The 24,345-nt window shown below is 35.1% G+C and carries 36 protein-coding genes and 2 pseudogenes; 4 read left to right on the top strand and 34 right to left on the bottom strand.

Annotated elements, in window-relative coordinates:
- Positions 1-153 precede the first annotated feature (153 nt).
- Genes VLK81_RS02440 through VLK81_RS02420 form a run of 5 tightly spaced genes read right to left on the bottom strand, consistent with a single transcriptional unit; the run spans position 154 to position 1,329 of the window.
- Complete coding sequence (locus tag VLK81_RS02440; RefSeq protein ID WP_324618880.1) at positions 154-363, bottom strand: helix-turn-helix transcriptional regulator; 210 nt, start codon at positions 361-363, stop codon at positions 154-156.
- A gap of 13 nt (positions 364-376) precedes the next feature.
- Complete coding sequence (locus tag VLK81_RS02435) at positions 377-619, bottom strand: hypothetical protein (protein ID WP_324618964.1); 243 nt, start codon at positions 617-619, stop codon at positions 377-379.
- Between the two features lie 15 nt (positions 620-634).
- Entirely contained in the window at positions 635-784 is a 150-nt protein-coding gene (locus VLK81_RS02430) for a hypothetical protein (RefSeq protein ID WP_324618962.1), read from the bottom strand.
- An 11-nt stretch (positions 785-795) separates the two neighbouring features.
- Positions 796-1,074: a Rossmann-fold NAD(P)-binding domain-containing protein gene (locus VLK81_RS02425; RefSeq protein WP_324618960.1), complete on the bottom strand. Its 279-nt coding sequence runs from the start codon at positions 1,072-1,074 to the stop codon at positions 796-798.
- A 36-nt stretch (positions 1,075-1,110) separates the two neighbouring features.
- A complete protein-coding gene (locus VLK81_RS02420) occupies positions 1,111-1,329 on the bottom strand; it encodes a toxin-antitoxin system, antitoxin component, Xre family protein (RefSeq protein WP_324618959.1) in 219 nt (72 codons plus the stop codon).
- A gap of 175 nt (positions 1,330-1,504) precedes the next feature.
- On the opposite strand from VLK81_RS02420, the gene lexA reads away from it, so the two are divergent.
- The 4 genes and pseudogenes from lexA to VLK81_RS02400 all read left to right on the top strand — a co-directional run bounded on the left by lexA (position 1,505) and on the right by VLK81_RS02400 (position 4,469).
- A complete protein-coding gene (gene lexA / locus VLK81_RS02415) occupies positions 1,505-2,137 on the top strand; it encodes a transcriptional repressor LexA (protein WP_324618958.1) in 633 nt (210 codons plus the stop codon).
- A gap of 10 nt (positions 2,138-2,147) precedes the next feature.
- A pseudogene (locus VLK81_RS02410) lies at positions 2,148-2,876 on the top strand (3'-5' exonuclease).
- A 46-nt stretch (positions 2,877-2,922) separates the two neighbouring features.
- Positions 2,923-3,168, top strand: a pseudogene (locus VLK81_RS02405) (BRCT domain-containing protein); the annotation flags it as partial.
- A 128-nt stretch (positions 3,169-3,296) separates the two neighbouring features.
- The gene (locus VLK81_RS02400; RefSeq protein WP_324618956.1) at positions 3,297-4,469 is read left to right on the top strand and encodes a tyrosine-type recombinase/integrase; all 1,173 of its coding nucleotides are present in this window, start codon (positions 3,297-3,299) and stop codon (positions 4,467-4,469) included.
- A 301-nt stretch (positions 4,470-4,770) separates the two neighbouring features.
- On the opposite strand, the gene VLK81_RS02395 is transcribed toward VLK81_RS02400, so the two are convergent.
- From VLK81_RS02395 to VLK81_RS02255, 29 genes are all read right to left on the bottom strand, one after another.
- Positions 4,771-4,956 carry a hypothetical protein gene (locus VLK81_RS02395; protein ID WP_324618954.1) on the bottom strand — a complete coding sequence of 62 codons (186 nt, stop codon included), beginning with the start codon at positions 4,954-4,956 and terminating at the stop codon, positions 4,771-4,773.
- A gap of 104 nt (positions 4,957-5,060) precedes the next feature.
- A complete protein-coding gene (locus VLK81_RS02390; RefSeq protein WP_324618953.1) occupies positions 5,061-5,186 on the bottom strand; it encodes a hypothetical protein in 126 nt (41 codons plus the stop codon).
- A 145-nt stretch (positions 5,187-5,331) separates the two neighbouring features.
- Positions 5,332-5,559, bottom strand: a complete 228-nt coding sequence (locus VLK81_RS02385) for a phage holin family protein (RefSeq protein ID WP_324618951.1) — start codon at positions 5,557-5,559, stop codon at positions 5,332-5,334.
- Positions 5,559-6,824 (bottom strand): glucosaminidase domain-containing protein, encoded by a 1,266-nt coding sequence (locus VLK81_RS02380; protein ID WP_324618949.1) that lies wholly within the window; start codon positions 6,822-6,824, stop codon positions 5,559-5,561. Before VLK81_RS02380 ends, VLK81_RS02385 begins: the two co-directional genes overlap by 1 nt.
- A gap of 16 nt (positions 6,825-6,840) precedes the next feature.
- On the bottom strand, positions 6,841-7,122 hold the full coding sequence (locus VLK81_RS02375; RefSeq protein WP_324618947.1) for a hypothetical protein: 282 nt from the start codon (positions 7,120-7,122) through the stop codon (positions 6,841-6,843).
- A 24-nt stretch (positions 7,123-7,146) separates the two neighbouring features.
- Positions 7,147-7,545, bottom strand: a complete 399-nt coding sequence (locus tag VLK81_RS02370) for a hypothetical protein (RefSeq protein ID WP_324618946.1) — start codon at positions 7,543-7,545, stop codon at positions 7,147-7,149.
- A gap of 3 nt (positions 7,546-7,548) precedes the next feature.
- On the bottom strand, positions 7,549-9,006 hold the full coding sequence (locus VLK81_RS02365; protein ID WP_324618945.1) for a hypothetical protein: 1,458 nt from the start codon (positions 9,004-9,006) through the stop codon (positions 7,549-7,551).
- Between the two features lie 3 nt (positions 9,007-9,009).
- Positions 9,010-9,141 (bottom strand): hypothetical protein, encoded by a 132-nt coding sequence (locus VLK81_RS02360; protein ID WP_324618944.1) that lies wholly within the window; start codon positions 9,139-9,141, stop codon positions 9,010-9,012.
- Complete coding sequence (locus tag VLK81_RS02355) at positions 9,125-9,490, bottom strand: hypothetical protein (protein ID WP_324618943.1); 366 nt, start codon at positions 9,488-9,490, stop codon at positions 9,125-9,127. The genes VLK81_RS02360 and VLK81_RS02355 overlap by 17 nt, the downstream gene beginning before the upstream one ends.
- Positions 9,491-9,502: 12 nt before the next feature.
- Positions 9,503-11,602, bottom strand: coding sequence for a phage tail spike protein (locus tag VLK81_RS02350; RefSeq protein ID WP_324618941.1), 2,100 nt, complete (start codon positions 11,600-11,602; stop codon positions 9,503-9,505).
- Positions 11,599-12,282 (bottom strand): hypothetical protein, encoded by a 684-nt coding sequence (locus tag VLK81_RS02345; protein WP_324618940.1) that lies wholly within the window; start codon positions 12,280-12,282, stop codon positions 11,599-11,601. Before VLK81_RS02345 ends, VLK81_RS02350 begins: the two co-directional genes overlap by 4 nt.
- The gene (locus tag VLK81_RS02340) at positions 12,279-14,273 is read right to left on the bottom strand and encodes a phage tail tape measure protein (RefSeq protein WP_324618939.1); all 1,995 of its coding nucleotides are present in this window, start codon (positions 14,271-14,273) and stop codon (positions 12,279-12,281) included. The genes VLK81_RS02345 and VLK81_RS02340 overlap by 4 nt, the downstream gene beginning before the upstream one ends.
- A gap of 14 nt (positions 14,274-14,287) precedes the next feature.
- Positions 14,288-14,533 (bottom strand): hypothetical protein, encoded by a 246-nt coding sequence (locus VLK81_RS02335; protein WP_324618937.1) that lies wholly within the window; start codon positions 14,531-14,533, stop codon positions 14,288-14,290.
- 35 nt (positions 14,534-14,568) lie between these two features.
- Positions 14,569-14,883: a hypothetical protein gene (locus VLK81_RS02330; RefSeq protein WP_324618935.1), complete on the bottom strand. Its 315-nt coding sequence runs from the start codon at positions 14,881-14,883 to the stop codon at positions 14,569-14,571.
- 1 nt (position 14,884) lies between these two features.
- The gene (locus tag VLK81_RS02325) at positions 14,885-15,484 is read right to left on the bottom strand and encodes a hypothetical protein (protein ID WP_324618933.1); all 600 of its coding nucleotides are present in this window, start codon (positions 15,482-15,484) and stop codon (positions 14,885-14,887) included.
- 3 nt (positions 15,485-15,487) lie between these two features.
- On the bottom strand, positions 15,488-15,850 hold the full coding sequence (gp17, locus tag VLK81_RS02320) for a tail completion protein gp17 (RefSeq protein ID WP_324618931.1): 363 nt from the start codon (positions 15,848-15,850) through the stop codon (positions 15,488-15,490).
- Positions 15,850-16,293, bottom strand: a complete 444-nt coding sequence (locus VLK81_RS02315) for a hypothetical protein (RefSeq protein WP_324618929.1) — start codon at positions 16,291-16,293, stop codon at positions 15,850-15,852. Before VLK81_RS02315 ends, gp17 begins: the two co-directional genes overlap by 1 nt.
- A complete protein-coding gene (locus VLK81_RS02310) occupies positions 16,286-16,597 on the bottom strand; it encodes a phage head closure protein (RefSeq protein WP_324618928.1) in 312 nt (103 codons plus the stop codon). The genes VLK81_RS02315 and VLK81_RS02310 overlap by 8 nt, the downstream gene beginning before the upstream one ends.
- Positions 16,587-16,850, bottom strand: a complete 264-nt coding sequence (locus VLK81_RS02305) for a head-tail connector protein (protein WP_324618927.1) — start codon at positions 16,848-16,850, stop codon at positions 16,587-16,589. Before VLK81_RS02305 ends, VLK81_RS02310 begins: the two co-directional genes overlap by 11 nt.
- A 32-nt stretch (positions 16,851-16,882) precedes the next feature.
- Positions 16,883-17,080, bottom strand: a complete 198-nt coding sequence (locus VLK81_RS02300; RefSeq protein WP_324618926.1) for a hypothetical protein — start codon at positions 17,078-17,080, stop codon at positions 16,883-16,885.
- On the bottom strand, positions 17,080-18,195 hold the full coding sequence (locus VLK81_RS02295) for a phage major capsid protein (protein WP_324618924.1): 1,116 nt from the start codon (positions 18,193-18,195) through the stop codon (positions 17,080-17,082). Before VLK81_RS02295 ends, VLK81_RS02300 begins: the two co-directional genes overlap by 1 nt.
- Position 18,196: 1 nt before the next feature.
- The gene (locus VLK81_RS02290) at positions 18,197-19,234 is read right to left on the bottom strand and encodes an HK97 family phage prohead protease (RefSeq protein ID WP_324618922.1); all 1,038 of its coding nucleotides are present in this window, start codon (positions 19,232-19,234) and stop codon (positions 18,197-18,199) included.
- Complete coding sequence (locus VLK81_RS02285; RefSeq protein WP_324618921.1) at positions 19,234-20,415, bottom strand: phage portal protein; 1,182 nt, start codon at positions 20,413-20,415, stop codon at positions 19,234-19,236. The genes VLK81_RS02290 and VLK81_RS02285 overlap by 1 nt, the downstream gene beginning before the upstream one ends.
- Before the next feature lie 7 nt (positions 20,416-20,422).
- A complete protein-coding gene (locus tag VLK81_RS02280; protein WP_324618920.1) occupies positions 20,423-20,596 on the bottom strand; it encodes a hypothetical protein in 174 nt (57 codons plus the stop codon).
- Between the two features lie 10 nt (positions 20,597-20,606).
- The gene (locus VLK81_RS02275) at positions 20,607-22,259 is read right to left on the bottom strand and encodes a terminase large subunit (protein ID WP_324618919.1); all 1,653 of its coding nucleotides are present in this window, start codon (positions 22,257-22,259) and stop codon (positions 20,607-20,609) included.
- Positions 22,259-22,600, bottom strand: coding sequence for a hypothetical protein (locus tag VLK81_RS02270; RefSeq protein ID WP_324618918.1), 342 nt, complete (start codon positions 22,598-22,600; stop codon positions 22,259-22,261). Before VLK81_RS02270 ends, VLK81_RS02275 begins: the two co-directional genes overlap by 1 nt.
- Before the next feature lie 93 nt (positions 22,601-22,693).
- On the bottom strand, positions 22,694-22,993 hold the full coding sequence (locus VLK81_RS02265) for an HNH endonuclease (protein ID WP_324618917.1): 300 nt from the start codon (positions 22,991-22,993) through the stop codon (positions 22,694-22,696).
- 394 nt (positions 22,994-23,387) lie between these two features.
- Complete coding sequence (locus VLK81_RS02260) at positions 23,388-23,801, bottom strand: hypothetical protein (protein ID WP_324618916.1); 414 nt, start codon at positions 23,799-23,801, stop codon at positions 23,388-23,390.
- Positions 23,791-24,336, bottom strand: coding sequence for a hypothetical protein (locus VLK81_RS02255; RefSeq protein WP_324618915.1), 546 nt, complete (start codon positions 24,334-24,336; stop codon positions 23,791-23,793). Before VLK81_RS02255 ends, VLK81_RS02260 begins: the two co-directional genes overlap by 11 nt.
- Positions 24,337-24,345: the final 9 nt, after the last annotated feature.

The following is a 24,345-nucleotide window of genomic DNA, read 5'->3' as shown; positions in this document are numbered from 1 at the left end:
ATACCAGCTTTAAAATGAAGTGCATAGCAGCAATAGATAAAACCATACCTAAAACGATTCCCAAAACTTCAATCAAATTTACGATACATTCATGGATCCTATGCCTTCTTCTTTTAGTTTTTCTCTTCTTTGCACATTCTCTATAAGATTCCATCATCCAATATCAGCTCCCACATTATCTTCCAACCACTTATCTAGCTTAGAAACAACAACTCTAGCCCTATTTCCTACATACAAGACTGGGAAATCTGGCTTTCTTATAAGTTCCCTGGCTGTGTTTGTTCCAATACCTAGGACTTGGCATAATTCCTTAGTGTCGATTAAAAGCTTGTCCTTAGGTTTTAAAACTAACTTATCTTCCATACCTCTACCTCCTTTAACTATTAACTCTCCTGTCTGCATAAATACATGGCAAAGACCAGTAGTCATCTAAAAACACACACTCAGAGACTTTATGATAATTTTTAATCCTTCTCCTAAAAATTCTTTTAGTATCAATCTCTAAATAACAAGGACTGGTAAACCTATAAGAAATCTCTTTTTCAGTCCTTTTTAAAACTTCAATTTCAACCCCATCATCATCATCACGATAAACCCCGCCAACCTCGAATTTTTCCAATATATTTCTCCCTTCTTATTTTTTAAATAGAGTATTACTCAAACGAACTTGATCAACAATAAAAACTACATCCTCTCGAGATAAATTTTTTTCAACAAATAACCTTTCAAATTTATCTCGATTTTCTTTTGTATCATCTTTTAGCTCAAATCTTCTGTATTCCATAACTTCCCCCTTTACTTTTCCAATTTCTTCATAATTTCCTTATATTTTTGGGTCACAGCCTCTGGTATCGGTATATAGCCTTGTAACACTTCTTCTGCTCTTATAGTTATATTTGATTTAGGAAAAAACACATCTACATCAATTTGACTAGGTTTGTTTTCGTCCCATTTAAAAAAATAACGAGCAACACCACCAACATTTACTTCAACGTCAAAATGCAATAAGTTCATCAAGTAGGAACTCTCCTTAAACCCTACTTCCAATAATTCTTCTCTTTTTAAATCTCTCATATTTACACTCCTTTATATTTTTTGCTGTTTAGTTTACTAATTGTCAACTTTATTATTAAAAAAAATTGACTCCCTTTCTTCGCTTGTTAAATCTAATAAATCAGATAAAAGCTGAATCTCCTTTGCATAAAATTCACTACGATTATAAATTTTATTATATAAGGTTGCACGATTAATATTTAATTGGTCAGCTAAAAATTGTAATTTATAACCGCTATCTTTTATCTTATAATTTAACTCAATTGTGTCGGTCATTTTTGCACCTCCCTGTCTTTTTTTCTTTCTACAAGATTATATTAGCATCAAGTTTTCATTTTGTCAACTATTTTTTACTAAAAACTTAAAAAAATTTTTTTTTGTAAATTTTAATTGACATTTAATCAACTTTAGTATATAATCAATTATATAAATATAAAGGAGGTGAGTATAAGTGTTAAATGAAAGGATTAAAGAGAGAAGAAAAGAATTAGCAATGACACAGGAGGAGTTAGCACGAAAAACCGGATATAAAACAAAAGGTGCTATATCAAGAATAGAAAAAGGTGAAAGAGATTTATCTCAATCCCAGATATCTGCATTTGCCAAAGCCTTAGACGTATCCCCAGCTTACTTAATGGGCTGGAATGATAGTCCATCTGACGATATAGACATATCAAAAATTCCAGGAGTAATAATGCCCGTCAAATTAAAAAGAATACCAATTCTTGGAACGATCGCCTGTGGCGAACCAATCTTCGCAGAAGAAAACTATGAGGGCTACTTTATGTTAGATAAAAACCTTCCAGAAGCCGACTTCTGCCTAAAAGCAAAAGGAGATTCTATGATTGATATGGGTATTCACGAAGGCGACCTTGTTTTTCTAAGACAACAGCCAATGGTTGAAAATGGCGAAGTTGGGGCAGTCCTTATAGATAACGAAGCGACACTCAAAAAAATTTATATAAATGAGCACGAAATAATTTTACAACCCTGCAATAGGAATTACCCGCCTATAGTAGTAAAAACTGGCGATATAAAGATAATGGGAAAATTAGTTGGATATTATCACAATACGGATAAGTAGGAGGTAAAACATGAAAATAAAAAAATTATATTTAATTATAAGTTTCGTCCTATCTTTGATACTTTTTAATTTTAATGAAGATTTTGGTACAGGTATCTTTTTAATATTTATAATTTTAGCAGTTATTTACTACAAGCAAAATAAAAAAATAAAACCTAAAGTAACAACCTATCCAAAAGATTTTACAATAATTGACGTTGAAACCACTGGACTAAGAGCTTTTACAAGTGAAATCATAGAATTTGCAGCAATTAAGGTAAGAGACTTAGAGATTGTGGACGAATTTTCCACACTATGCAACCCTGTAGAGCCAATAGAAAACTCACACATTCACGGGATTAAAGACGAAGACGTAAAAGATTATGAATATTTTAGTGGATATATCCCTGAAATATTAAAATTTATTGGAGACGACACGGTCACTGCGTAAAATGCACCTTTTGATATAGAATTTGTAAATTCTTATTTATCTAAGGACCTAAAAAATCAAATCTTCGATGTCTTACAATTTGCAAGAAATTATGATAAAAGAGACTCTTTTAAGCTTGAAAGAGTGAAAAAAGACCTTAAAATTGAGACAAAGTCTCACAGAGCCTTAGATGATTGTAAAACGACATTAGAATACTACAAGCATTTAGTAAATAAGAACCCAAAAGCAATAGTAAGTTATATCACTTGTTCCGAAGACGACTATAAGTTAAAAGCGAAAAAGAAACGCAGCATATGTAAAGTGGTTTAATGAAAATTACAAAGTTGAATTAGAAGAGAATTTAGATCCATTCTTCAATGGAAAAAATTTTTGTTTCACTGGAGTTTTAAAAAGAATAAACTTGCCGAGCTTTTGCAAGAAAATAGCTAAGAATGGAGGCCAAGTACAAGTTAATACAACCTTAAAAACTGATTATTTAATACTAGGAGATTATCCTGACAAAACCACTAACCAAAAGAAAGCTGAAAAATACAACTTAAGAGATGATGTGTTTATAGATATATTAATCGAAGATGAATTAATAGAAACTTTAAGACAATAACCAAAACAAGAAAAAACTCCCCCTACAGACGACAATCTGTAGAGGGAAACGTGAGTATATCGCTATACCAACCACAAAATAATTATAGCATATACTCCACTTAACTTACAAGAAAGGAGTATTTTTTTATGACAAAAAAATCAAATGGCGAAGGATCCATATATCATTCAATGAGGAATGGAAAAAAATACTATACTGGCCAGATCACCGTTGGCATAAAACCAGATGGCACACCTGATCGTAAATCTTTTTCTGGCTTCAAAAAGTTTGAAGTCCTTAGAAAAATGGAATTGGCAAAAGCCCAGGTCGGACTAATAGACTACTCAAAGGACAAGGTTAGGTTTGGAGAGATGTTTATCTATTGGCTTTTTAAGGTAAAAGCACAAACCATCAAGCCCAGGACTTTAGAAAAATACGAAAGCTTAGTTAGGCTAAAAATAGAGCCATATAGAATTGCAAGAATGCCCTTGCTTAAAATAAATGCACCTGTTTTACAGCAACATTTTAATGATCTTTTGAAAGTCAAAGAGATTTCAGTCGCAGGTGCTCCAGACCTACTAACCCTTGTAAAATCTTATATGGAGTACCTAGTCTTAAATGACTATATAGCAAAAAACTATGCTTATAATGTCGTCTTACCAAAAGAAGAGATTAAAGACGAAAAACCAAACGTATTAGAACTAGAAGAACAGAATCTTCTGGCCGGATTCTTAGATTTGGAGGTTGATATAGACCTTATGATATATGTAATGTTGTTTACAGGTCTTAGACGTGCAGAAGCAATGGCTCTACAGTGGTCCGACTTTAAAAACTCCACTTTAGATATTAACAAACAATTACAAGAAGTTGCTATTTTTGGTAAGGATAGAAAAAGAATTACTAATCGAGAATTTACAAGTCTAAAAACAAAGAACTCATATAGAGTCTTACCTCTCCCCAAAAAAGTTATAGTAGCTTTACAAAACCACAAATTAAATCAAAGTAGAAAAAGGCTGCTTTTAGGACAAGAATATAAAAATCAGGATTTTATATTTACAGATGGATTTGGAAATCCAGTCTACAAAAATGGAGCAGGGAAGCGTCTTGACAAACTCTGCAAGGAGCTTGGCATCACCAGGATTACACCTCACGGCCTTAGACACACATACTGCACCCGTCTTTTCGAAGCCGGGATAGACGTTAAAACAGTTCAAAAACTTATGGGCCAAGGCGACATTTCCACAACCCTTAATATTTATACACATGTCATGCAGCATGTACAAGAAGAAGCAGTGAGAAAATTTGAGAGCTATTCCATGTAAAAATAAATTTTTTATTAAGTTGCAAACACGTTGCAAACTTTCATAAAACTAAATACCATAAACTTCTAAAAATACAGATTCTATAACCAAATATACACCTTCCCTGAAGGGGGAACACAAAAGAAAAAGGTTTTTTTTATTATTATTAATTAATAATAACTATTTTTTTTTTTTTAAAAAAAAAAAAAATTATTTTTTAATTATAATTATTTTTCTTTTTTTTTTGAAAAAAAAAACAAAAAAAAAAAAAAAAAAAAAAAAAAAAAAAAAATTTTTCCCCAAAAATTTGGGGGATTTTTTTTTACCTTTTTAAATTTTCATTATCAAAAATTTCTAAAAGCTCTTCTACTTCTTTTCTTGATTTTGCATATTTTCTCGCAAAAGTTCTTGCACTAGATTTTATCCTTTGGTATCTTGCTTTTTCAGGATTTCTTTTTTCCCAAGCTCTACTAGCTCTAATTTGAGCATCTGACGTTTTATTTTCCATAAAATCTCCTTGTGAAATTTCCTGTTCTTTGATATAATCAACTTAAAGAAAAGGGAGGAACAGGGCTCCCTAATCTTTACTATCGTAGCCTACTTTTTAGTAGGCTATTTCTCTATTAATTTCTTTATTTCATTAACTGCTTCTTCTTTCGTCTCTGACTTCTCAATTATTGCTAATATCATTTCCAATACTATTTTAAATTGTTCATTAGTCATTCCCTTATCTTCCATTTTCTCCTTCCTCCTGCTCTTTACTCGTAAGATTTCTTTTCTTACTGTATATATAATATAACACAATTGTTATATGTTGTCAACCTTTTTTTATTATTTTTTAGAATTATATGTAATAAAGCCCGTATTTTTACGGGCGATTGTTTTATTTTTCTATAGCATTTTTTGTTCCAGAATAAAGACCGCAGGCTGATAAACCGTAGCCGATACCGACTAGGATTGTATCCGTAGAAAATCCATTTTTTAGAAAAGAAAAAACCACCCCAATTAAAATACTTGCAAGTGGTATAAACTTCTTATCTATATCAAATTTTTTCACTACTTCTAAAATTCCAACTATAAGTGGAACGATTAAAATATCAAAATTGTCCATTATCTTCCCCCTTTTATCTCTTCAGCAAATTTTGCCACTTCTTTTAAGGTAGCTAACCTGTCATCTCCAAATACCTTTTTATCCGCTCCTTTAATATCATATCCGCCCACTTGCACAATGAAAGCTCCCTTGTCTTTATATATTCTGGCATCTTTTGTTTTAGTAAGTAGACCTGCCCCAATCGCATTAAATAAGGCTTCTGCATTTGGAAGGTCGCCATCACTCCAGTAAGCAATTATAACTTGTTTATCCATAAAATCCACCCCACTTTCTTTTAAAGCCTTTTTATCATACTCATAAAGCTTATATTTTTCTATAATATCAATTAACTTTCCTGGATACTTTGGATCAGTTGCATATCCATCATCATAAATTTTTTGGCATGCCCTCTTGTAGTCCACCTCTCCAATTAAATTTTTGTAGATATAAACCCCACCTATACACCTGGTAGTAAGATATAAAAGCCTATCCCTTATTGACTCATCCCAGGACTTGTAAGACTTAAATCCAGCTAAGACTTCCACATACTTTCCGTTAATCCACTCAGAAGTTTTTTTCTTATAAATCCTAGTCCAGCTTGGATCAGTACTAGCCTTTATCCCAAAAATTGCATTTGCTCTTACTGCAAGCTCCGAATTTCCACTGTCAGACTCTAGGATAGCTTGAGCAATAGTAAGACTTGGTAGGATTCCATGAGTCTCCCAGCCTTTTATGGCACCATCTTTTATCTTTTCAATAAAATCTGGAGTAGAAAGTCTGGTCTTTTTAGATTCCTTTAGTTCTTCCATATACTTTGCAACCTTTCTCTTAAAAGGCTCCCAGCCATTATTGTCTAGCATCCTATGAGGACAGTACTTACCGGACCAGATTTGGTGATTTCTAAGCCTATCAATACCAAATCCCTTAGACAGTAAAAGTTTTGCCGACTTGTGTGCTGCATTATCCTCAGCTACTGGATACCTACTATCGCCCTTATCAAGAGAGTAGCAAATTTCAAGTGCTACAGACTTTGTATTTCCGTCACCTCTTCCATCTCCAGCATGCCAGCAGGACATATTAAGCCTTTGAATTTGTACACACTCTCTGTCATCAATCGCAAAGTGATAAGTAACTTCACTTTTCCCACTATGCACATACATAGCTTCGCTCCTAGCACTCACACGATTCGCTGTGTTGTGGATAGTTATATATTGCCAGTCCATCTCACCGAAAGTCCTAGTATCGCTTAAAGGTAAAAGCATAGTGGTTTCTTTATAACTTGCCATAGGATCGATCCCTCCTTTACTTTAAAATAATACTTAAAATATAGCCAACAATTCCACTAATTCCAGCAATTATAAGCTTATCCCAATACTGCACAGGTCTTTCAAGTATCTTCTTCACATCCATTTTAGTTTCCTTTGTTGTCATATTAATCACGTCAACCTTATACTCCGTCTTACTTAAATCCGACTTCAAATTCACAAAATTTTCTTCCAACTTTTCCACCCTACTTTTTACATCCAATAAATCCTCGCTTAAATTCTTCATACGCTCCATGCAGTTTTTTTCTTCTACACACATCTAACCACCTACTTTTTAATAAAATTAAGCATATCCCTCGCCCATTGCACTTGTTTGTGCAACTTCTTTTCCGTTATAGATAGCAGTGAAAGTTACATATCCAAAATTACTTGTATAAGTTGGACTAGTAACCGAACTTTGACCAGTGTATTCAATTCGGTCGCCTTTCATTGTATTGTCGGCATTAAGTTTTACAACGATTGTAATTGGCTTGATATCTTTAAATTTACTATCAATATCGACTTTATAATAGTAAGTCTTAAAACGTGAACCAGGTCTACTAACATCAACCCTTTCTAATCCATAGAAAAACTTACTCCAGTCCAGTCCTTGCCACACCAACTTATCCCCACAGTAGACCTCGGATATAGCCTTGTCGCCGATATAAATCTCTTTAGTGTCCTTATCGTTAAACTTAATCATAACTTACTCCTGCACAAAATATAAAGTGCTTGGGCCTTTAGTCATGCCAGTATAAGTTGCCTTACTTGTGATGACAAATTTTAAGTCCTTAGTAGCCCCACTCAAATTAGCCTTTATACTGTCATGGGTATGGTCTTTACTAGCCGTGTTTTCAATAGCACTTTTATTATCATGTATATCATCAACCATTAAATCTATAACATCGTTAAGATACATAGTGAAATAGTGCTCGGCAGCACTACTTTGAGTTTCTATATCAATCTCTGTGCATTTGTGCCTATGCTCCTTACTAGCCGTATCCTCAAGCTTATTTTGTAGGTTAGTCACATCTTCTATTGTGTGCTTATGCACTTTTTCAGCCCTATTTTCAATCGATTTACTCAAAGTCTCTTTTGTTATATTTAAATTATCTACACTAGGCACAGTATATGGTGCTGATTCTTTTTCTGTTCCAATAACTTTCACAACCCCTGCTGTGCTTGAAGTTGCATTAGGTATCACACCTTGCATAGTCTTATCCCAGCTCTCAAAAGTAGACTTTCTTTTCTTTTCAACTTCTACCCTTTGAGTTTCCTGACTTTGCCTTGCGTTTTCTTGTGATTCCCTAGTATTTTCAGCACTTACTCTTGTACTTTCAGCTGATTTTCTTTTACTTTCTTCGTTTTGTCTTGTATTTTCTTGACTGCTTCTTGTACTTTCAGCACTCACTCTTAGAGTTTCAGCACTTACTCTTTTCTTTTCTGCTTCAACTCTTTGTTTTTCCTGACTATCTCTTGTTATTTCGTTTGACTGCCTGGCGCATTCTTGATCTATTCTAGTCGATTCTCGAGACAGTCTAATAGATTCTTGTGACTGCCTAGCCTTTTCTGCACTAACCCTACTAGCTTCTGCAGCCATTACTCCCTCCATATCAGTCCTGATTTTCTTGACTGCTGTGGTGTCAGTTGATACCTGCTTTTGTTTATTTGTCACATCAACCCTAATTGCTTCCTGCTTTTGCAGACTATCTTTGTATGCTTTTTCTTGTGCGTCTACCCTTTCAAGTGCTTTTTCAAGCTTTGTGAAGTCAACTACTAGGTCTTTGCCGATACTTCCGCCATTGGCCATAGACTCGGTCACTTCAACTTCTTTTACTTCTGATTGAATTAATTCTTCAGACCCCTTATATAAAGCAATTTGAAGCTTCAAAGTACCAGCCTTAGAAACCATATCAGTAGACAAGTAAACCTTGTATCTTCCATCTTCGACTGTGGCTACTGTGTAGAAAGTTTTGTCAGGATAATTTGAGTTCACTCCGTAAAGCCTGCACTCATACACACTACTTGCTTCTAAAACTTCTCCATCAGTAGAGACCATCTCAACAAGAAAGCCCCTAGACCTAGTATCTCCTTGGACTGGCTGTAAGTATCCCAGCTGATTATCATCAAACCTTAAAGTAATCGATTTTATCCCTAAATCCATAAGCTACTCCGCCTTTTCTATTTCTTTTAACTTTTCTTCCACTTTATCCCTCATGCCAAAATTATTTCCTATCATCTCAAGCCTGATCTTTTTCTTAATCACAGCCTCGCAAAGCATATTAATTAGTACTTCCATTTTCCCCTCCAGTATTCGATAAAAGTAAGGTAAGTTCAAGAACCTGTCCCTGTAAGCTCTCAATTTCCTTATTTTTCGCTTCTAATTCCCTATTAAACCTTTCCATATCAAAGCTATCAACTTTTACCAAATCAAGCTCTATAAGGTCTTTGAGCTTATCTTCAGCCATCTTAAACTTATCGACCTTTTTGGTCATTACAGCTGTCATTTCTTCAGCGTTTAAATTAATTTCACATCTCATAAAATCATATGGAGGGCGGTTAGACTGAAATTGAATTGTTCCACCTATATATACTCCACCACGTTCAATATCAATTTTTGGTAATACATCTACATAATCAATTTTCATAACTTATCCTTTCTACTCCTTCCACTTCCACGTGCCATCACTTGCCCTTATGAGCGGATATCCTCCGGCTTGTATTGGAGATCCTTGAAGATTTAAAAGACCGCTACAGCCAATGGCAAAACCATTACTATAACTAGCTTTGAACCAGCCCGACCCATTCATAAGAGTTAGACCATTTTGTTCCAGCGAGTGCCTATTGCCATTCGGATTTGCGGCTATTCTTCCCTGGGCCTCAAAAGTATTTGATCCATAGTCAAAACTAAAAGCACTTGAGTTCGCATTAAGACTAGTAGCAGATCCGTTAATCGAAGCCTGCCTATAATTTCCTGACAGATAAGATGAGGAGTTACTAACAGTTCCCGTGTGTGTCCCACTAGAGTTAGTCGTTAAAGTTCCAGTAGTTATCGAATTTGCACTTAAGTGCTCAAACCTCACATCCCTACCGCTAATAGTCCCAAAGACAGCACTACCACTAACCTGAAAATCTCCATTAACTCGAGTTTGTCCGTCAAGGATTATATTTTTCCCCTGGATCCTTGCATTTTCAGGACTTAAATTTATAGCGGAGATTACACCGTCTTTTCCAACTTTTAGGTCAATCTCTTTTGCTTGTGCTTCAAATTTGCTTTCTGTATCTTTCTTCAAGTCGTCTACAAGTGAGATTTTTAAATTATTTGTCCGTGGATCGTATATGATTTTATTAGCCAAGTTAAAAGATCCCTTGTCCATGCTTAAAATAAATTTCCCTTGTTTATCCGATAAGACACCTGCTTTGAGTAGGTCAGCACTTAAAGTTCCTGTATCTATAAAGTCAGCTACTATGTGACCGTCTATTGTAATTCCTACACTATAAGGTCCTAATATTCCATTGTGACTGAAACCAATCCCATTTTTGTTAATCCTTACAACTTCTTTAGCTGTGGACATGTCGGCTGTATCCATTACAAGAATTTCAAAAGGCTTTCCGTCCGCAGTAGTTCTTGTGACTATGTTTCCTCCTGATACTCCACTTAGTTTGTCCGTAGCTTCTTTTTGTTTTTGTTCAAGTTCACTAGCTTTTACTTCTATCTTTGAGTCTATCTCTTTGATTAGTGTCCCAGTGTTTTTTGCCATAGAGTTTGTAAAGTTACCAATCTCTATGCTTTCAAATCTTTCTTTCAAGCAGTCGTACTTATAAGAAATTACATTAGATTTCAAGTTAATATCAAGTTTTGGTACTATCACGTGTACTACGTCGTAAAGGTCAAGTTCCTCAAGCCATACGTACTTCTTGTAGTCACTTGTATTTCTAAGACTTATAAAGTTGACCTCATAATTTACTATTGGTTTATCAATATTATGCTCTGTAAAATACTTTTTAGCTTCTTCTCTTACGTACTTTTCTTTATCTTCTACACTTTCGGGTACTTCAATCCTGATTTCAGCTACCTTTGGATAAGCATATGAGTCTATAAGAGGGCTTTCTATATACTTTTCTTGTATCATATGGACGATATTATCTTCCACCCACGTCGGCATTATTTTTGTGATAACTTTACTGTCGTCTATGCTTTCGCTTATACCTTGTAAATTCTTTCCATACCTGATATCGTAGCCGTTATCTCTACCTTCGACTATATGCTCTATCAGGAAGTTGTCTCTTCTTATATATCCTCCCCAGTTTGCTATCAGGCAGTTGTCAGCCCCAAGCATAGCTTGAATTGGGTTTTTTCTCACGTAGTAAGCAGTTGATATTGTACCTACTTTTGAGGTGCTTTTAAATCTATGAGGATATAGAGTTCCTCCAAGAATTGAGTTCAAGGCTCCCGCACCATTTGTCGCAGTTGGTCTTGAATCTTCTATAAAATTTCCCAGTAGGTCATAGAAGATATGTCTTCCTTTTGCTGTAGTCTTTCTCAAGTCATGGTGTGAGTTGTAAATTCTGAAAAGTTGTTCCCCTCTAGGTGTTGGAGCTTTAATTATCTTTCCATTTTCTAGTCTTTTATCCAACTTAGACTCATACTCTAGCTCAAAAATTCCGTTTTCATCTTCTTTTACATGACACTTATATGGGTTGAGTATTGTCTCAATGTGATTAAAGTCAGTTTCCGATTTGTTAAAAAGTCTTATCATAGTTCTCTCCAGTATGGGACAATTTCCAGTTTTGTAATTCCACCACTAAAAGATATATAATTTCTACCTTCTTCAAAGATAGGATACTCACCTTCCATGTCTTTTCCTTTTGGTAAGTTGTCCTTGTGTGTAATCTTAAGTTTACTGTCTATGGTTACATAATTTTCTATGTTGCTTAAGTTAATAATTTTATTGTTTATAGAAAGCTTTCCGTTTCCACTCCCATGCACTTTTATTACAGGTTCTGAATATATAGTCCCAAGGTTATATATACTTATACTTTTATCCGTCTTTATTGGATGCCTTCCTCTTTCAAGATAAAAGAAAGGTTCAACTAAGAAGGTGACTTTCATTGAATTTCTACAGCAACCTAGAGGATTTCTTTCCATTACGTCGATTACATCAGCATAAAAAAAGCCATCAGGATCTACAGAGGTTCTTAAAATTCCGTTTCCTGATAGCCACTTATTTATATCTCTTACTTTGTCTTTCTCAAAGTTTGCGAAGGTCACTTCTCTTTCATAGCTTTCAAAGGTGCCAAGTCTATCTATAATCTGACCTGACCTACCTTCAACTGTGTGTCTTTCTATTCTTTCTTCTGCTCTTTTTCTTCTAGTCAAATTCTGCACTACGAGGGCAAACTCTCTGTTAGTCTTATTATTAAATTCAATTTTTATCATAGTCCGCCCCCGTAAGCAAAGTTATTTGAGTCTTGCTTGTCTGCAAGTTTTCTATCTATTTCATCTAAGATAGCACCTATCAAAGTATCTCTATCTAAATATACGTTCGTATTCTTTTTAGCGATTACTTCTAAAATTTCTATCATACTGTCAAACTTTTCAAATCCTAATATTTCAGGTAACTTCTCTATAGGCATTACTGCTTCAGGTCCTGCTTCTCCTACACCTTTAAGTCCGTACGGTGTGTTAAAAAGCGTTGGTTTATCAAAAATACCACCTTTCGCATACCATTCTACTCCAATTCTTGGTACTCCTTGAGTCGCCCACTTTAATGGGTTCATTGAACCAGAAAAAGTAAAATGCGGCATTGGTAAGTGTGGCCACTGAAATTTAAAGTTAAACTTATCCTTTATAGCGTTAATAGCATCGCTAACTACTTTCTTAGCAGCATTAATAGGGGTTTCTATAGCGCTTTTTACTCCATCCCATATAGTAGTTGCTGTAGATTTTATTGAGTTAAAAACATCTGTCACTGTAGTCTTGACTCCGTTTACAGCAGTTGAGACACCTGTCTTAATTCCATTCCACACTCCATCAATAGCCGATTTTATGCCGTTCCAAGTATTAGTAGTTGTTGTTTTGATTGCATTCCATATGCTGTCGATTGTACTTTTTACCGCATTTATGGCACTGCTTATCCCTGACTTTATACCACTCCACACTCCATCAATAGCCGATTTTATACCGTTCCATACAGTTGATGTTATGCTCTTTATTACTTCCCATGCAGCGTTTATTACATTCTTTACATGATCAATGGCTGTCTGGACAATGGTTTTTATGGCATCCCATACGCCGCTTAGAATACCTTTTATGCCGTCCCAAACTCTTGACCAATCGCCTGAGATGAGGCCCATAGCTACATCAATCACGCCTTTAATTATGTTCATGGCCGCATCAACTATGCCTTTTATGCCATCCCAAATATTATTGATTATTGGCATAATGACTCCACCAAACTGTGTCCATGCAGCTTGAATTAGTTCAACTCCTGCACTAACTATCTCAACAATCTCTGATATTACACTTCCTACTGTTTCTTGTATTGCTGGCCAATTGGTCTGTACCCAGTCAAAAATAGCTTGAAATGCTGGCAAAAGATAATTTTGAAAGATATCTACAGCTGCTGTAACTAAATTACCTATTACTTCAAAAGCTGTGCTTATTACAGATTGTATCATTGGCATATTAGCTATTACCCAGTCCAAAAAGCTTTGAATAATTGGCATTACTTCAATTCCTACTTTTGCCACAACCGTACCTAAAGATCTTTTTACTTGGTCCATAGAGTCCGTAAAGACTACTCCTGCGTTTATTGCTTCATCACTCATTACTAAACCAAGTTCTTCAGCTTTTTGTTTCAGTTCTTCCACAGAGCCACCTGTAGAGTTTAAAAGTGGCATAAGTTCGAGTCCAGCTTTACCAAACATATCAAAGGCAAGTTGTGATTTTTCAGCACCTTCAGGAAGTTCTTGCATTTTCGTTACGACTTCTTCGAATACTTGTTCTTGACTTTTAAGATTGCCGTTCAAGTCTGTGGCCGATACTCCAAGTTGTTTAAAAGCTTCAGCACCTTTGCCTGTGCCTTGCACCGACTCGTCCATACGTTGAACCATGGTCTTCATTCCGACTTGCATTTTTTCTATACTTGTTCCTGATTGGGATAAAATGAAATCCCATTCTTGAAAGCCTTTACGACTTATCCCTATTTTTTGTGAAAGCTTGTCTACTCTATCTGCAACTGCTGCCGATTTGTTAGCCATACCAAAAAGAGCCGCCCCACCTGCAATTGCAGCTCCACCGATAGCAGCTCCCCATTTTGCTACAGTTCCTGCTCCTGAAAGAAACTTCTTACCTAAGGCTACGACTTTAGAATCCGTCTTTTGTAAAGATTTATCTGCTTTGTCAGAGTCAATGAAAATTGACCCCATGAGTTTAAATATTTCTATAAGTCATCACCTCCGTGTAAATTTTTTAAAATATTTTCTACTTGATCTAAAATTTCTTTACCTGTTCTTGTGTCCTTTGTAGTATGCTTTACTTTAATTAATTTATCTTTGAAGTCCGTAAAGCTAATTTCCGATTGGTAAGGTATCCATCTTTGAATTAAAATATCTTCTTGTTTTTCTTGTAAAGCCTTGTTTACAAGTTTTATGAAAGTTTTAAAATCTAAGTCAAGAGGATACCTCATATCTCCATATCTAAAAAGGAGCAAGTCAGTGACTTCTACTTCGTCAACTTGCTCGCTCGCTCTAAAAAATCTTTTATTCCTTTTATATTTTTGAATTGTTCGATATAGTCTAGATATTCACTTAAAGGAAGTTCTCCTATTTCTTTTCCAGTCACACCTGTAAGACTTCCTAAAAATTCGTTTACTTCTTTTTGTGCCAGGTGTAAATTACTGAAGATTTTCAGGACAAGTTCAGCTCCTGCTTGCTCCTGGGTCATACCTTCTGTGATTTCAATTTTGATATCCATTTTTGAAAGAATTCTAGATACTTTAAAGATATCATTTCCTTTCAGCTCTCTAAATTCTTTCATGCTATGCTCTCTCTTCTGGTATTGTTGGGAAGTAAATTACAAAAGGTGGTTTTGATGTATCTTGTCCGTCATTGTAGCCTGTGAAAGCTAAAGGGATTACACCTTCTGATTTATCTTCAAGTTTCAGTTCTATACCTTTGCTGTTCAAAGCATTAAATACTTGTATTATTACAGGGTCATTTGATCCCGATAAGGTTCCTACCCAAGTTATATTTTCTATATAGTCTGAAAGCTTTATACAGTTTCTACCTTCAATTTTTGTATATACTCCTTCTTTAACGTTTCCTGTAACTGATATTGCTAAAGACATTGCAAGGTTTTCTGCTGTAACTTCAATAACATTCGCTTCAAGTTCTACTTCCCAATCTTCAAGGATTTCAGAACCTTTTACTTTTCCTCTAGCTCCGTCGACTTCTATTGTTCTAAAAGTTGGTACGGCTTTGAAAGTTCCTCCGCCTTTAGTTGCTCCTATCAGCTTATTTTTTGCAGTTTCTACTGTGTCTTTTTCAAAGTCATAATTCTTATAAAAAGCACCTGCGTCTAGTAGAAAGTGCTGAGCCGTATTTGCTGTAATTCCGTTTACTATATTACATACTCCCATAAATTAACTCCTCTCTGTGTATCTTAATTCAAAGATTACTGTTTTTCTTTTTAGTGTCTTGTCTTCGCTACCTGTGTCCACAGTCCTATCAAAATAAAGTGAGTACTGAATTTCTTCGTCGATATATCCTGTCAGGTCTAATTTATTTATTAGATCCTTTGTAATATCATCTACTCTTTTACTTGATGTACTTTTATCCCACACGTCTAAGTCAAGTGTATAAATGCAGTTAGCTCTATTGTTGTAGCTAGAACCTAGACTATAGACTACATATGGAAAGACTGCGTCATCTGGTGCGTTTTCATAGTACACCTTAGGATATACATTTTTTAATTGTGTTGTTAGTTGTGTTTTTAAGTGTCTCATTATTCTTCACCTGGTGGCGATTTGTATTCAGCGTCTCCTGGATCTGAAGGCTCCCCATTCAAAGCACTTAAATATTGTGCTTGAATTTGCTGTATCTGGTCTATGTTGTCATAAGTCGTATTTCTAAGTGAGCCGACTTTTCTCATTCCCATGTCTCCAAGTTCCTGACCCACAGAGTACCAAGCCCCATGCTTGAAACCTATCTGTAAATCTGCTTCTTTATTCCTTACCCAATATTGAGTATTGTAAGGTCTTCTATGTCTTTTCATTCCGTGAAGTTTCTTTAAGTCCATGACTACAATTTTTCTAAGATACTTCGCTGTGTCTCGAAGTGCTGCTCTTGAAAGTTCTGTGATAAGGTATTGGGCTTGGTCTACTTTACTTTCATAAGTAACTTCAACCTTTCCTTTTCTTGCCTTGATTTTCATCTTAACATTAGGCATTCCCAATATTAACACCTCCGTAGCATGTTATTTCTAAACTTCTTAAACCTTTCCTGTAGGTTCTCAAGACTTGATATCTTGTACTTCCGTGTATCAATTCTTTTTCATTTTGATAGTCTAGGTAGTCTGATATCTCAAATTTTATTTCAGGTTGTAGCCCGTGTTCCATAGCCTGATAAAATTCTTTTTGACCTATGCTCATCATCTTTGCTAGGACTTCTCTACTGGTCTCAATCTCGATTAGTTCCGCTGTTTCGTCAGTGTCGTATTCTTTTTTAATTAATTCTATTACTTCACTGTACATTGTAGTCACCACATAAACTCAAAGCGTCTCTTAACATTGAGTAAGCTTTGTTGTATCTGTCTCCCTCATTTTCGAAGTTATACTGATATCTACACCACAGCTTGATAGCTTTGATTATCAAAGGGTCTTCGTCATCTATTTTGACAATACCTACTCTTTTCAAATCAAGTTTGCAAGCTTCGATATTATCTTCTATATCTTCATCTATGAGGTCATGACTAATTCTCAAGTCAAGTTTTATTTTATCCAGCATTTTATCTCCACCTTAAAGTTAAAGGACAGAGATTACTCTGCCCCTTTGGTTTTTGCTTCCTTAATTTCTTTAACTTTTTTAACTTCTTCTACTTCTTTTATTTCTTTGACAAGTTTTCTTTCGATCATATCTTGGACTCTTTCTTTATCCTCAATTTTGATTTTTTCTCCTATCCTGTAAATCTTTTCAGGATTGTACTTGTCTACAAAGGCTTGTATGACTTCTAACATTATGCGGCACTTCCTATTGTGATTAAAGCTCCTGCTTTATCGTTTGTCATAGTACCACCTGAAATTACAATACCTGCTATTGTGTGTACGTGAGTTTTGATGTTCTTATCTCTTTCGATTAGTAGAGGTTGAACGACATTTTCAGTGTATTGGCCTGGGTCAAGGATTAGAATTTCATCTTCTGCAAGTGCGTCTTCTTGCTTGATGCCTATTCCTAAAAGTTGTCCAACGATTGCGTTTTGATAATCTGGTATAAATGATATTTTTCTATCTGCGTCTTTCATATTTGCGATTGCACCATAGAAAGCTTTATTAGTTGAGTAGATATAAGTTCTGCCTACTGATTTTAATTCTGCTAAAGCTTTTAGTACGTCTCCAAGTTCAAGACTTCCACTAACTTTCGCTTTAAGTTTATTATCAGTGTGTAAGTCCTTTTTGATTTGAGCTACTATATTCTTTGCCCATTGTGAACCTATTCTATCCCCTATCTCTTTTACAAGATATTCTTCAAAAGCTGGGATTGATAGCTTACCAAGCCTGTAAGAGAAGTCTACATGTTTAGAGATATCTTCTCCAGTGAGTGCCACATTAACAAAAGTGTTTTTTTCGTCTTCGTTAGCTTCCCCTTCTTTTACATTCTTAGCGTCCCCTGCGTTGATTGAAACGTGCTTTACGATTGAAATCACTGTCCCTGTTTGTAAAACATTAACGTCTTTTAGGATTGGGTGACTTTCTTCCATCAATGAATAGATTTTGTTTTGTAGCTCTTTTGGTATTACTTGTCCAGTGTTTTCAGTTGTGTGTACGAAGGCTCTTTCTTCTGCTTCCTCCAATGGTAAACCTAATAGATTTTTTAAAAAAGCACTTCTATATTCTTCTGTTTCATAAACTTTTCTTGTTTCTTCATCTTCTTCAAAGCTTCTTACTGTTACACCAAAGTTTTGGTTGGCGATATTGTCAAGTAAAGCTTTTCTTGTTTCTTCGTTTTCTAAAAGATTATTTCTCTTTTCGATTAGCTCGTCTGTTTCTTTCTTTAAAGCTTCAACGTCTGCGTTTTCATTTCTTAATTCTTCTTTTATTTCTTTTAGTCTTAGTTCAATTTCTTTTAAGTTCATATTATCTTTCTCCTTCTAGTTCTAGTAAAATTTTTAATTCTAATCTTTTGCGCTCCTGACTCTCCTTCAGGGTCTTGTCAATCACTCCGTGAACAAGATCTCTAGCATTTATGTTAGTGCTTTCGTTAGCAGGTCTGCTAACAGCAGAAACATCAAATATTTTTTTCACGGACTTATGTTTAATAGTCCTAGTCTTTTTGTCATAGTCGTAGTCTCCTACTCTAAAACCCCAGGACATTTTAGTTATAAGTCCTGACTCTATTTCTTCATAAAGTTCTTTTGCTGCACTTGACTTACTTAAGTCTGCTGCAATGAAAAGTCCTTCGTCATTTGGTTCTACTATCAAAGTTCCGTTTGATTGTCTTGCAAAGACTTTTCCAGCATGGTCAAATTGCATAATCACGTCAGACATATCTGTGTCTTTGAAACACTCTCTATCAAATTCTTCAAAGACTTTGCCGTCTTCATCTTCATAGAGTAAGTAAGGCTCAAACCTTGTCGCATAACCTTCTACATAGTAGTCAGTATCTATCCTTTTTTCTTTTTGTGTAGTTTCTAATTTCTCAAGGACTGCTCTATATTGTCTATCTTTTTTGAAATTGTCCATCTTTTTATCTTCCTTCTTTTCTTTATGGTCTTCAAACCACTTTTCTATGAGTTTCTTTTCTCTATCTTTATCTGGTCTTGTGCTATCTTTTTCTAAGTTTTTCAAACACTCATCTTTTGAGGTTTTCATCTTTTCATATTCTACGTCTTCTATCCCAATATCTTCTTCTATGAATTTCTTCAAGTCATCACTTGGATAGGAGACTATAAGGTAAGCATTTTCTATATCTTCATCTTCGCTATATGTTCTTAGAAAAGTTCCCCTCATTTTGATTACAAGGTTTTGTATCCAGTCTATAATTTCATAGTCTTTCCCATAGATCAATGCTCTTTTTATTTGATCATAATCAAAGACAACATCTTTATCTTTAAGTTGTTCTTGACAGTGAGTTGTCTTTCCACTGCAAGGTGGTCCCCAAATTACTTTTAGCATTATTCTTTGTCCTCCTGCTCTTCATACTGAACGGTGTCTGCGTCAAGTTTTGAAGTTTCAGCGTATTCTCTTCTGATGTATCTTTTATCTCCTTCGTCCCCTATGCCCGCCATGTTAAAGACTTCAAGTCCTTGATTTTGTGTTATGAAACCTCTATCGAAAAGTTGTGTCACTGTAGACAACTTTTCATCATTACTAAGATATTGAAGTCGATTAGCCGTGAAGATTATATTATTACCAAAAGCTATTTCTCTATCTGAAAAAACCATATTAGAATGTACCAAGCTAAGTTGGATTGCAAAGGGTTCAATCTTGCCTTCATAATAAGCATTCCATTCACTAGAATTAAATTTATTTTGTAAGATCGCTTCATTCGTTCCAAAGTAAGTGAAGACACTTTCTTTTATTTGTTGCATTTGATCTGGATCCACGATATAAGGTTTGCTTTCAATCTGCTTTATGTCTTCGTACTTTTGGTCAAAGAGTAAAACTCCACCAGTGTTTGAAGAGCTAAGATTGTTCTCTGTAAATCTCTTTCTTTCGTCCTCGATATCTTTTTCTTTTAAAGTGTGTGCAAGTTTCGCTAAAAATCTTATGTTAGCACTTGATTTCACACCTTCAATAATTCCTTGGTTATTGGTGTCTATTACTTCAAGTGTTGGTTGAAGTGCCGCATTGTTTTCTCCAAAGAAGTCATCCTTATATTGAAACTGGTTCAGTAGTCCCGCTTTTTCAAATTCAATTGCTCCTTTTTTGCCAACTCCAAATTCGTACACCAAATAAAGCTTCCCTTTGTATTCTGTCAACCTACAACTTTGAGGGAGTAGAGGGAAGAAACCTGTAACTTGTCCATAATCATCATGAAGTGGCAAGATGAAAGCATTGTTCTGTACTTGAAAGATTGTTGCAAGCCTATATAAGTACTTTGTTGTATCCTGGTAAGGATTAGGTTTGTACTGTAGTTTCTTTTCTAAGGTTTTATTCCCTGAACCTTTTACTTCTGGCTTGAGCTTACTTACATGAGTCGCAAAGCTGTGGACTGCGGCTCTTGTAAGTTCCATTTCATATAGTCCACCTTCAAAAGTTGTAAAGGCTGGTGTATATGCGTTCAAAGTTTCAAAGTATTCATTTAAAAGTACTTCTTGTTTTTCTTTTTTAAAAAGATTTGAAAAAAGTCCCATATTTCACCTACTTAAATTGCATGTGACAAATCTCATTTAGATTAAATATATGGACCAATTCATCCTTTACGTATATCTTTGTAATTCCATTATCTTCTTGATCATAAATGATATCTTTTTTGTCACAGTCTATTTTTATTATTCTCTCTGTACCATCAGCGAATTTTATATATATTTCCATGCGATACCTCCTAATTCATATTGATGTATCTATCTTTGTTGTCTTGTAAAACTTTATATCCACACAATAGTGCTATTGTTCCATCTATTCTTTGTGTATGGTCTAGTTTCTTTACTGGTTGAATATTTCCGTTAACATCGGTTTTTATTGAAGTATTCATCAAGCACCATTTTAAAATTGGGTTGTTTTGATAAACTATATTCTTTTCTATGAGTTCAGCTTTCAAGTCTTTCATAGGTTGAGAAAGTGTTATTGCTCCTTGTCGTACTGGTATCATACAGTTTTTACCAAACTCTGTTTCAAATTCTCTTAGTAGTGTATCGTCTATATGCCACGGGTCATATCCTATGAACATTACATACAGTCCTTCTTCATCTCTAAGTTCTTTGAACCAATTTAAGAAAATTCTTTTGTCACATTTGCCACCTGGACAAGTTCTTAAGTATCCTTGTTTCTTCCACAAGTCGTATGGTACTTTATCTCTTTCAACTCTATTCCCTGACTTTTGTTGTTCTTCGATAACTTTCTCTGGTATCCAAGCCATGCTTCTAACTTGTATTTGTTCATCTCCTGGTCTTTGACATAAAGCCACAGCAAAATTCAAGTCTGTTGTGTCTGCTGCGTCAAATCCTCCAATACAGTAGTCGTATTTTATTGAAGATACTTGTTCGTTGTTAAGTTCTTCGTATCTCAACCACGAGGACTCATCAGTTTGTTTCATGTTGAAATCTTTAACCATTACTGTTGGTTTAAAAGCTTGGTCATCTTTTGCCTTTTGTACCATTTGTTCCAAGTAGTCAATTTTCTTTATTGTTCCAAGTCCTGGATTTGCTTTAATCCACATGTCAGGGTTGTCCCATTCTTCGTATGTGTCTAGTTCGTAGATATAAGGCAAGAAGTGTTGATCGTTTATTTCTCCTTTTAGCCATCTTGCAGCGTAATCATACTGTGCGTCAAACACAGAGTCTCTCACAAATCCATTTGTTGAAATGGTGAATAGTAAAGGTTGATTTCTTGAACCCATTGACTGTTTCATCAAGTCATATAGATCCCTATTCTTTATTGCTGCAAGCTCATCTACTATTACACAGTGTGCGTCTAGTGAGTCAAGGCTTGATGTGTTACTAGCCATTGCTTTTATAAAAGACATTGTTGCTGGAAAGTATATGTCCGCAGCTCTCTTCTTTGTGTGCTTCTTCAAGAGTTTACTTTGAAGTCTCATGTTTACAGCAGCGTTGAAACCTTTCTTCGCTTGGTCAAGTTTGGTGGCTATATTATAGATTTCAGCTCCACCTTCTCCGTCTCCCATGAGCATGTAGAGTTCTATTGCTGCACACTCTGTTGTCTTTCCGTTCTTACGCCCTTCTATGATATTAACTTCATTGATTTGTCTATAACCTTCATCATCTACAAATCCAAAGATTGCTTGTATTCGTGCTTTTTGAAATAATTCTAGTTTTAGCTTTTGTCCTATATCCCCAGCAGGTACATAGCAGAAGTTTTCTATAAAGTCTATTGGTTTATTTGCAAGTTCAAAGTCAAAGTGATATTCTCCCGGACTTATAAATCTTTCTAAAAGAATTTCAGCGACTTTCTTCATCTTGTCACATGATACGATTGTTCCGTCATAAATTTTAGTGTGGTATTCTTCAAAAGGTGTCATTATTTATCGAGCCATTTTGTAAACTCGTCTTCCTCTGCGTCTTCTGGTATATGTTCAATTAGAGTTTTAATTATTCCATTATAGTTTCGTATCATGGTGTTGTACGTTTTGCTTGCTGGGTGTTCTTGCACGACTTCAAATCCATTTCCATTGGTGAAAGTCTTCACAGCTCCTTCTTCTTTTATTCTTTCTTGAAGTTCAAAAAGTGTTTGCTCCATGAAAGCAGCTTCAACGTACAACTTTTCTATGAAAGTCTTTTTATCTTCATCTATGTTTTTGAAAATTCTTTTATATTTGTTTATGTTTTTCTTAAGTAATTTATCTCTTTCTAAGTCTGTCAAAATTCTCACCCCTTATGGAAGTTTTTTCACTCATGATAAATAAAGTTGCCCCTTCGGTCCTAGAACACTTGTTGGTATCTCAATCTATGGGGGCTATCTTTCTACAGGCTGCCCTTCCTCGTCGAACATACAACACAGCCCACCTTTACCAAACGTCTTTTTGTTGTGACACTCCAAACATAAGTATTGCAAATTATCATGATTTAAACTTATCCATGGATTAGTTATATTATCTTCAGTCAGCTCTTCTATATGGTCGACTATATATCCAAGCCTAGACCTGCAATGCTCACACATACCACCATCCACAAGTCTACGCTTCCCTATGTAACTTTCTCTACAAGCCTGCCACCTCTTTGAATTATAAAACTTCTTTGCAAACTTTCTTGCCATACTCTAAGCTCCCACCCCTGCCATAAAATGAACGAGTATATATTCCCTAATCACTGATAAAATAATGAAAAATCCTATTAAGTATGGCTAAATCTTCTAATTTTTAAGCTGCCGGTCTAGCCACTCCCGAGCCTACTCGCTTACTAGCCGCTATGAAAGGAGGCTTTTTCCTGAGGTAGCGAAATTCCTTGTCGGTTAAAACTCCTATCAAAACAAAAAAGACCCTCAAAAAAGAGAGCCTTTTAACGAAAAAAGAGGTAAATTTATGAAATTACAGTTAGGAAAGTTTCATAAAATCAACTTTTCACACATATAGTATACCACAGAGACTAGTGCAAAAGTGTGCAAAATTTCATAAAAAGTGTGCAAAAGTGTGCAAACTTTTAAAATAAAACTAACTTTTCAGAATAGCCCTAAGCTCATTTAAAGCAACTCCGTGCAAATAGTGAACAGTTCTCAAGCTACAAAAAAGACTGTCAGCCACATCCTGCCAACTCTTTTTATTTAAGTACCTCATAGACATAAGAAGCCTTTTATCCCCATCAAGATGACTAAAAAGAATAATCGCCCTCTCCTTTCTTGCCACAAGCTCATCAATATCAGAATTAATCTTAGACTCCAAGTCCACGATCCTGTCTACAGTTCCTGTGAAGCATTTATTTGATGGAGACGTCTTTACCTTATCCAAAGAGTAATCGAAAGATTTAATCGTCGTTTTAAGGCTTTTAAGCTCCTCTAATTGCCTAAGCTCTGAATCGATTAGACTATCCAGATAAAAAATCATCTTTAACTCATCCTTAATATCCAACCTTAAACCCCCTTCCATACCTTGCGTAAGCCTTAGCTTGTAGGTCCTCTATAATCTCGTCACCGATATTTCCAACGAACTCGGTAATGAATCCATGTCTAAAAAAGTCCTCACAGTCTTTTACAGTCCTTTCAAAAAACTCCTTTAGTCTAGGATTTAGATTTCCGTACATAAGCTCGCCATAAGACCTAATATAATCTTCCTTTGCAAGAAGAGTCACAGCTTCAATGAGATTCAAACAACCCTCAATACTATAGTCCCTATAATCACCAAGATTATAATCCTTTTTCTTTTTGATTATTTCTATCTTTTTATCAGCTACTTTGTTGTAATCAATAAGCTTAGAAATCCTACTAACCTCTTGAACCATATCTTCTGAAAAATAATGCCTTTTTAAGTGATCAAGCCCTGGGACTTTCAAAGACCCCTTAGGAATATAAACTTTAACAATATGGTTTAACCTAGACTCCGAAATACCACACAGCTTCATAGTTTCTCCAAAAGCGTAGTAATTTTTCCCGTCTTGCTTTATCATAAATCTTCA

This window comes from Citroniella saccharovorans (genome assembly GCF_035481615.1).
GTDB classification, from domain to species: Bacteria; Bacillota; Clostridia; order Tissierellales; family Peptoniphilaceae; genus Citroniella; species Citroniella saccharovorans.
The sequence above is the reverse complement of the archived record's forward strand: the minus strand, read 5'-3'. Positions and strand labels throughout refer to the sequence as shown.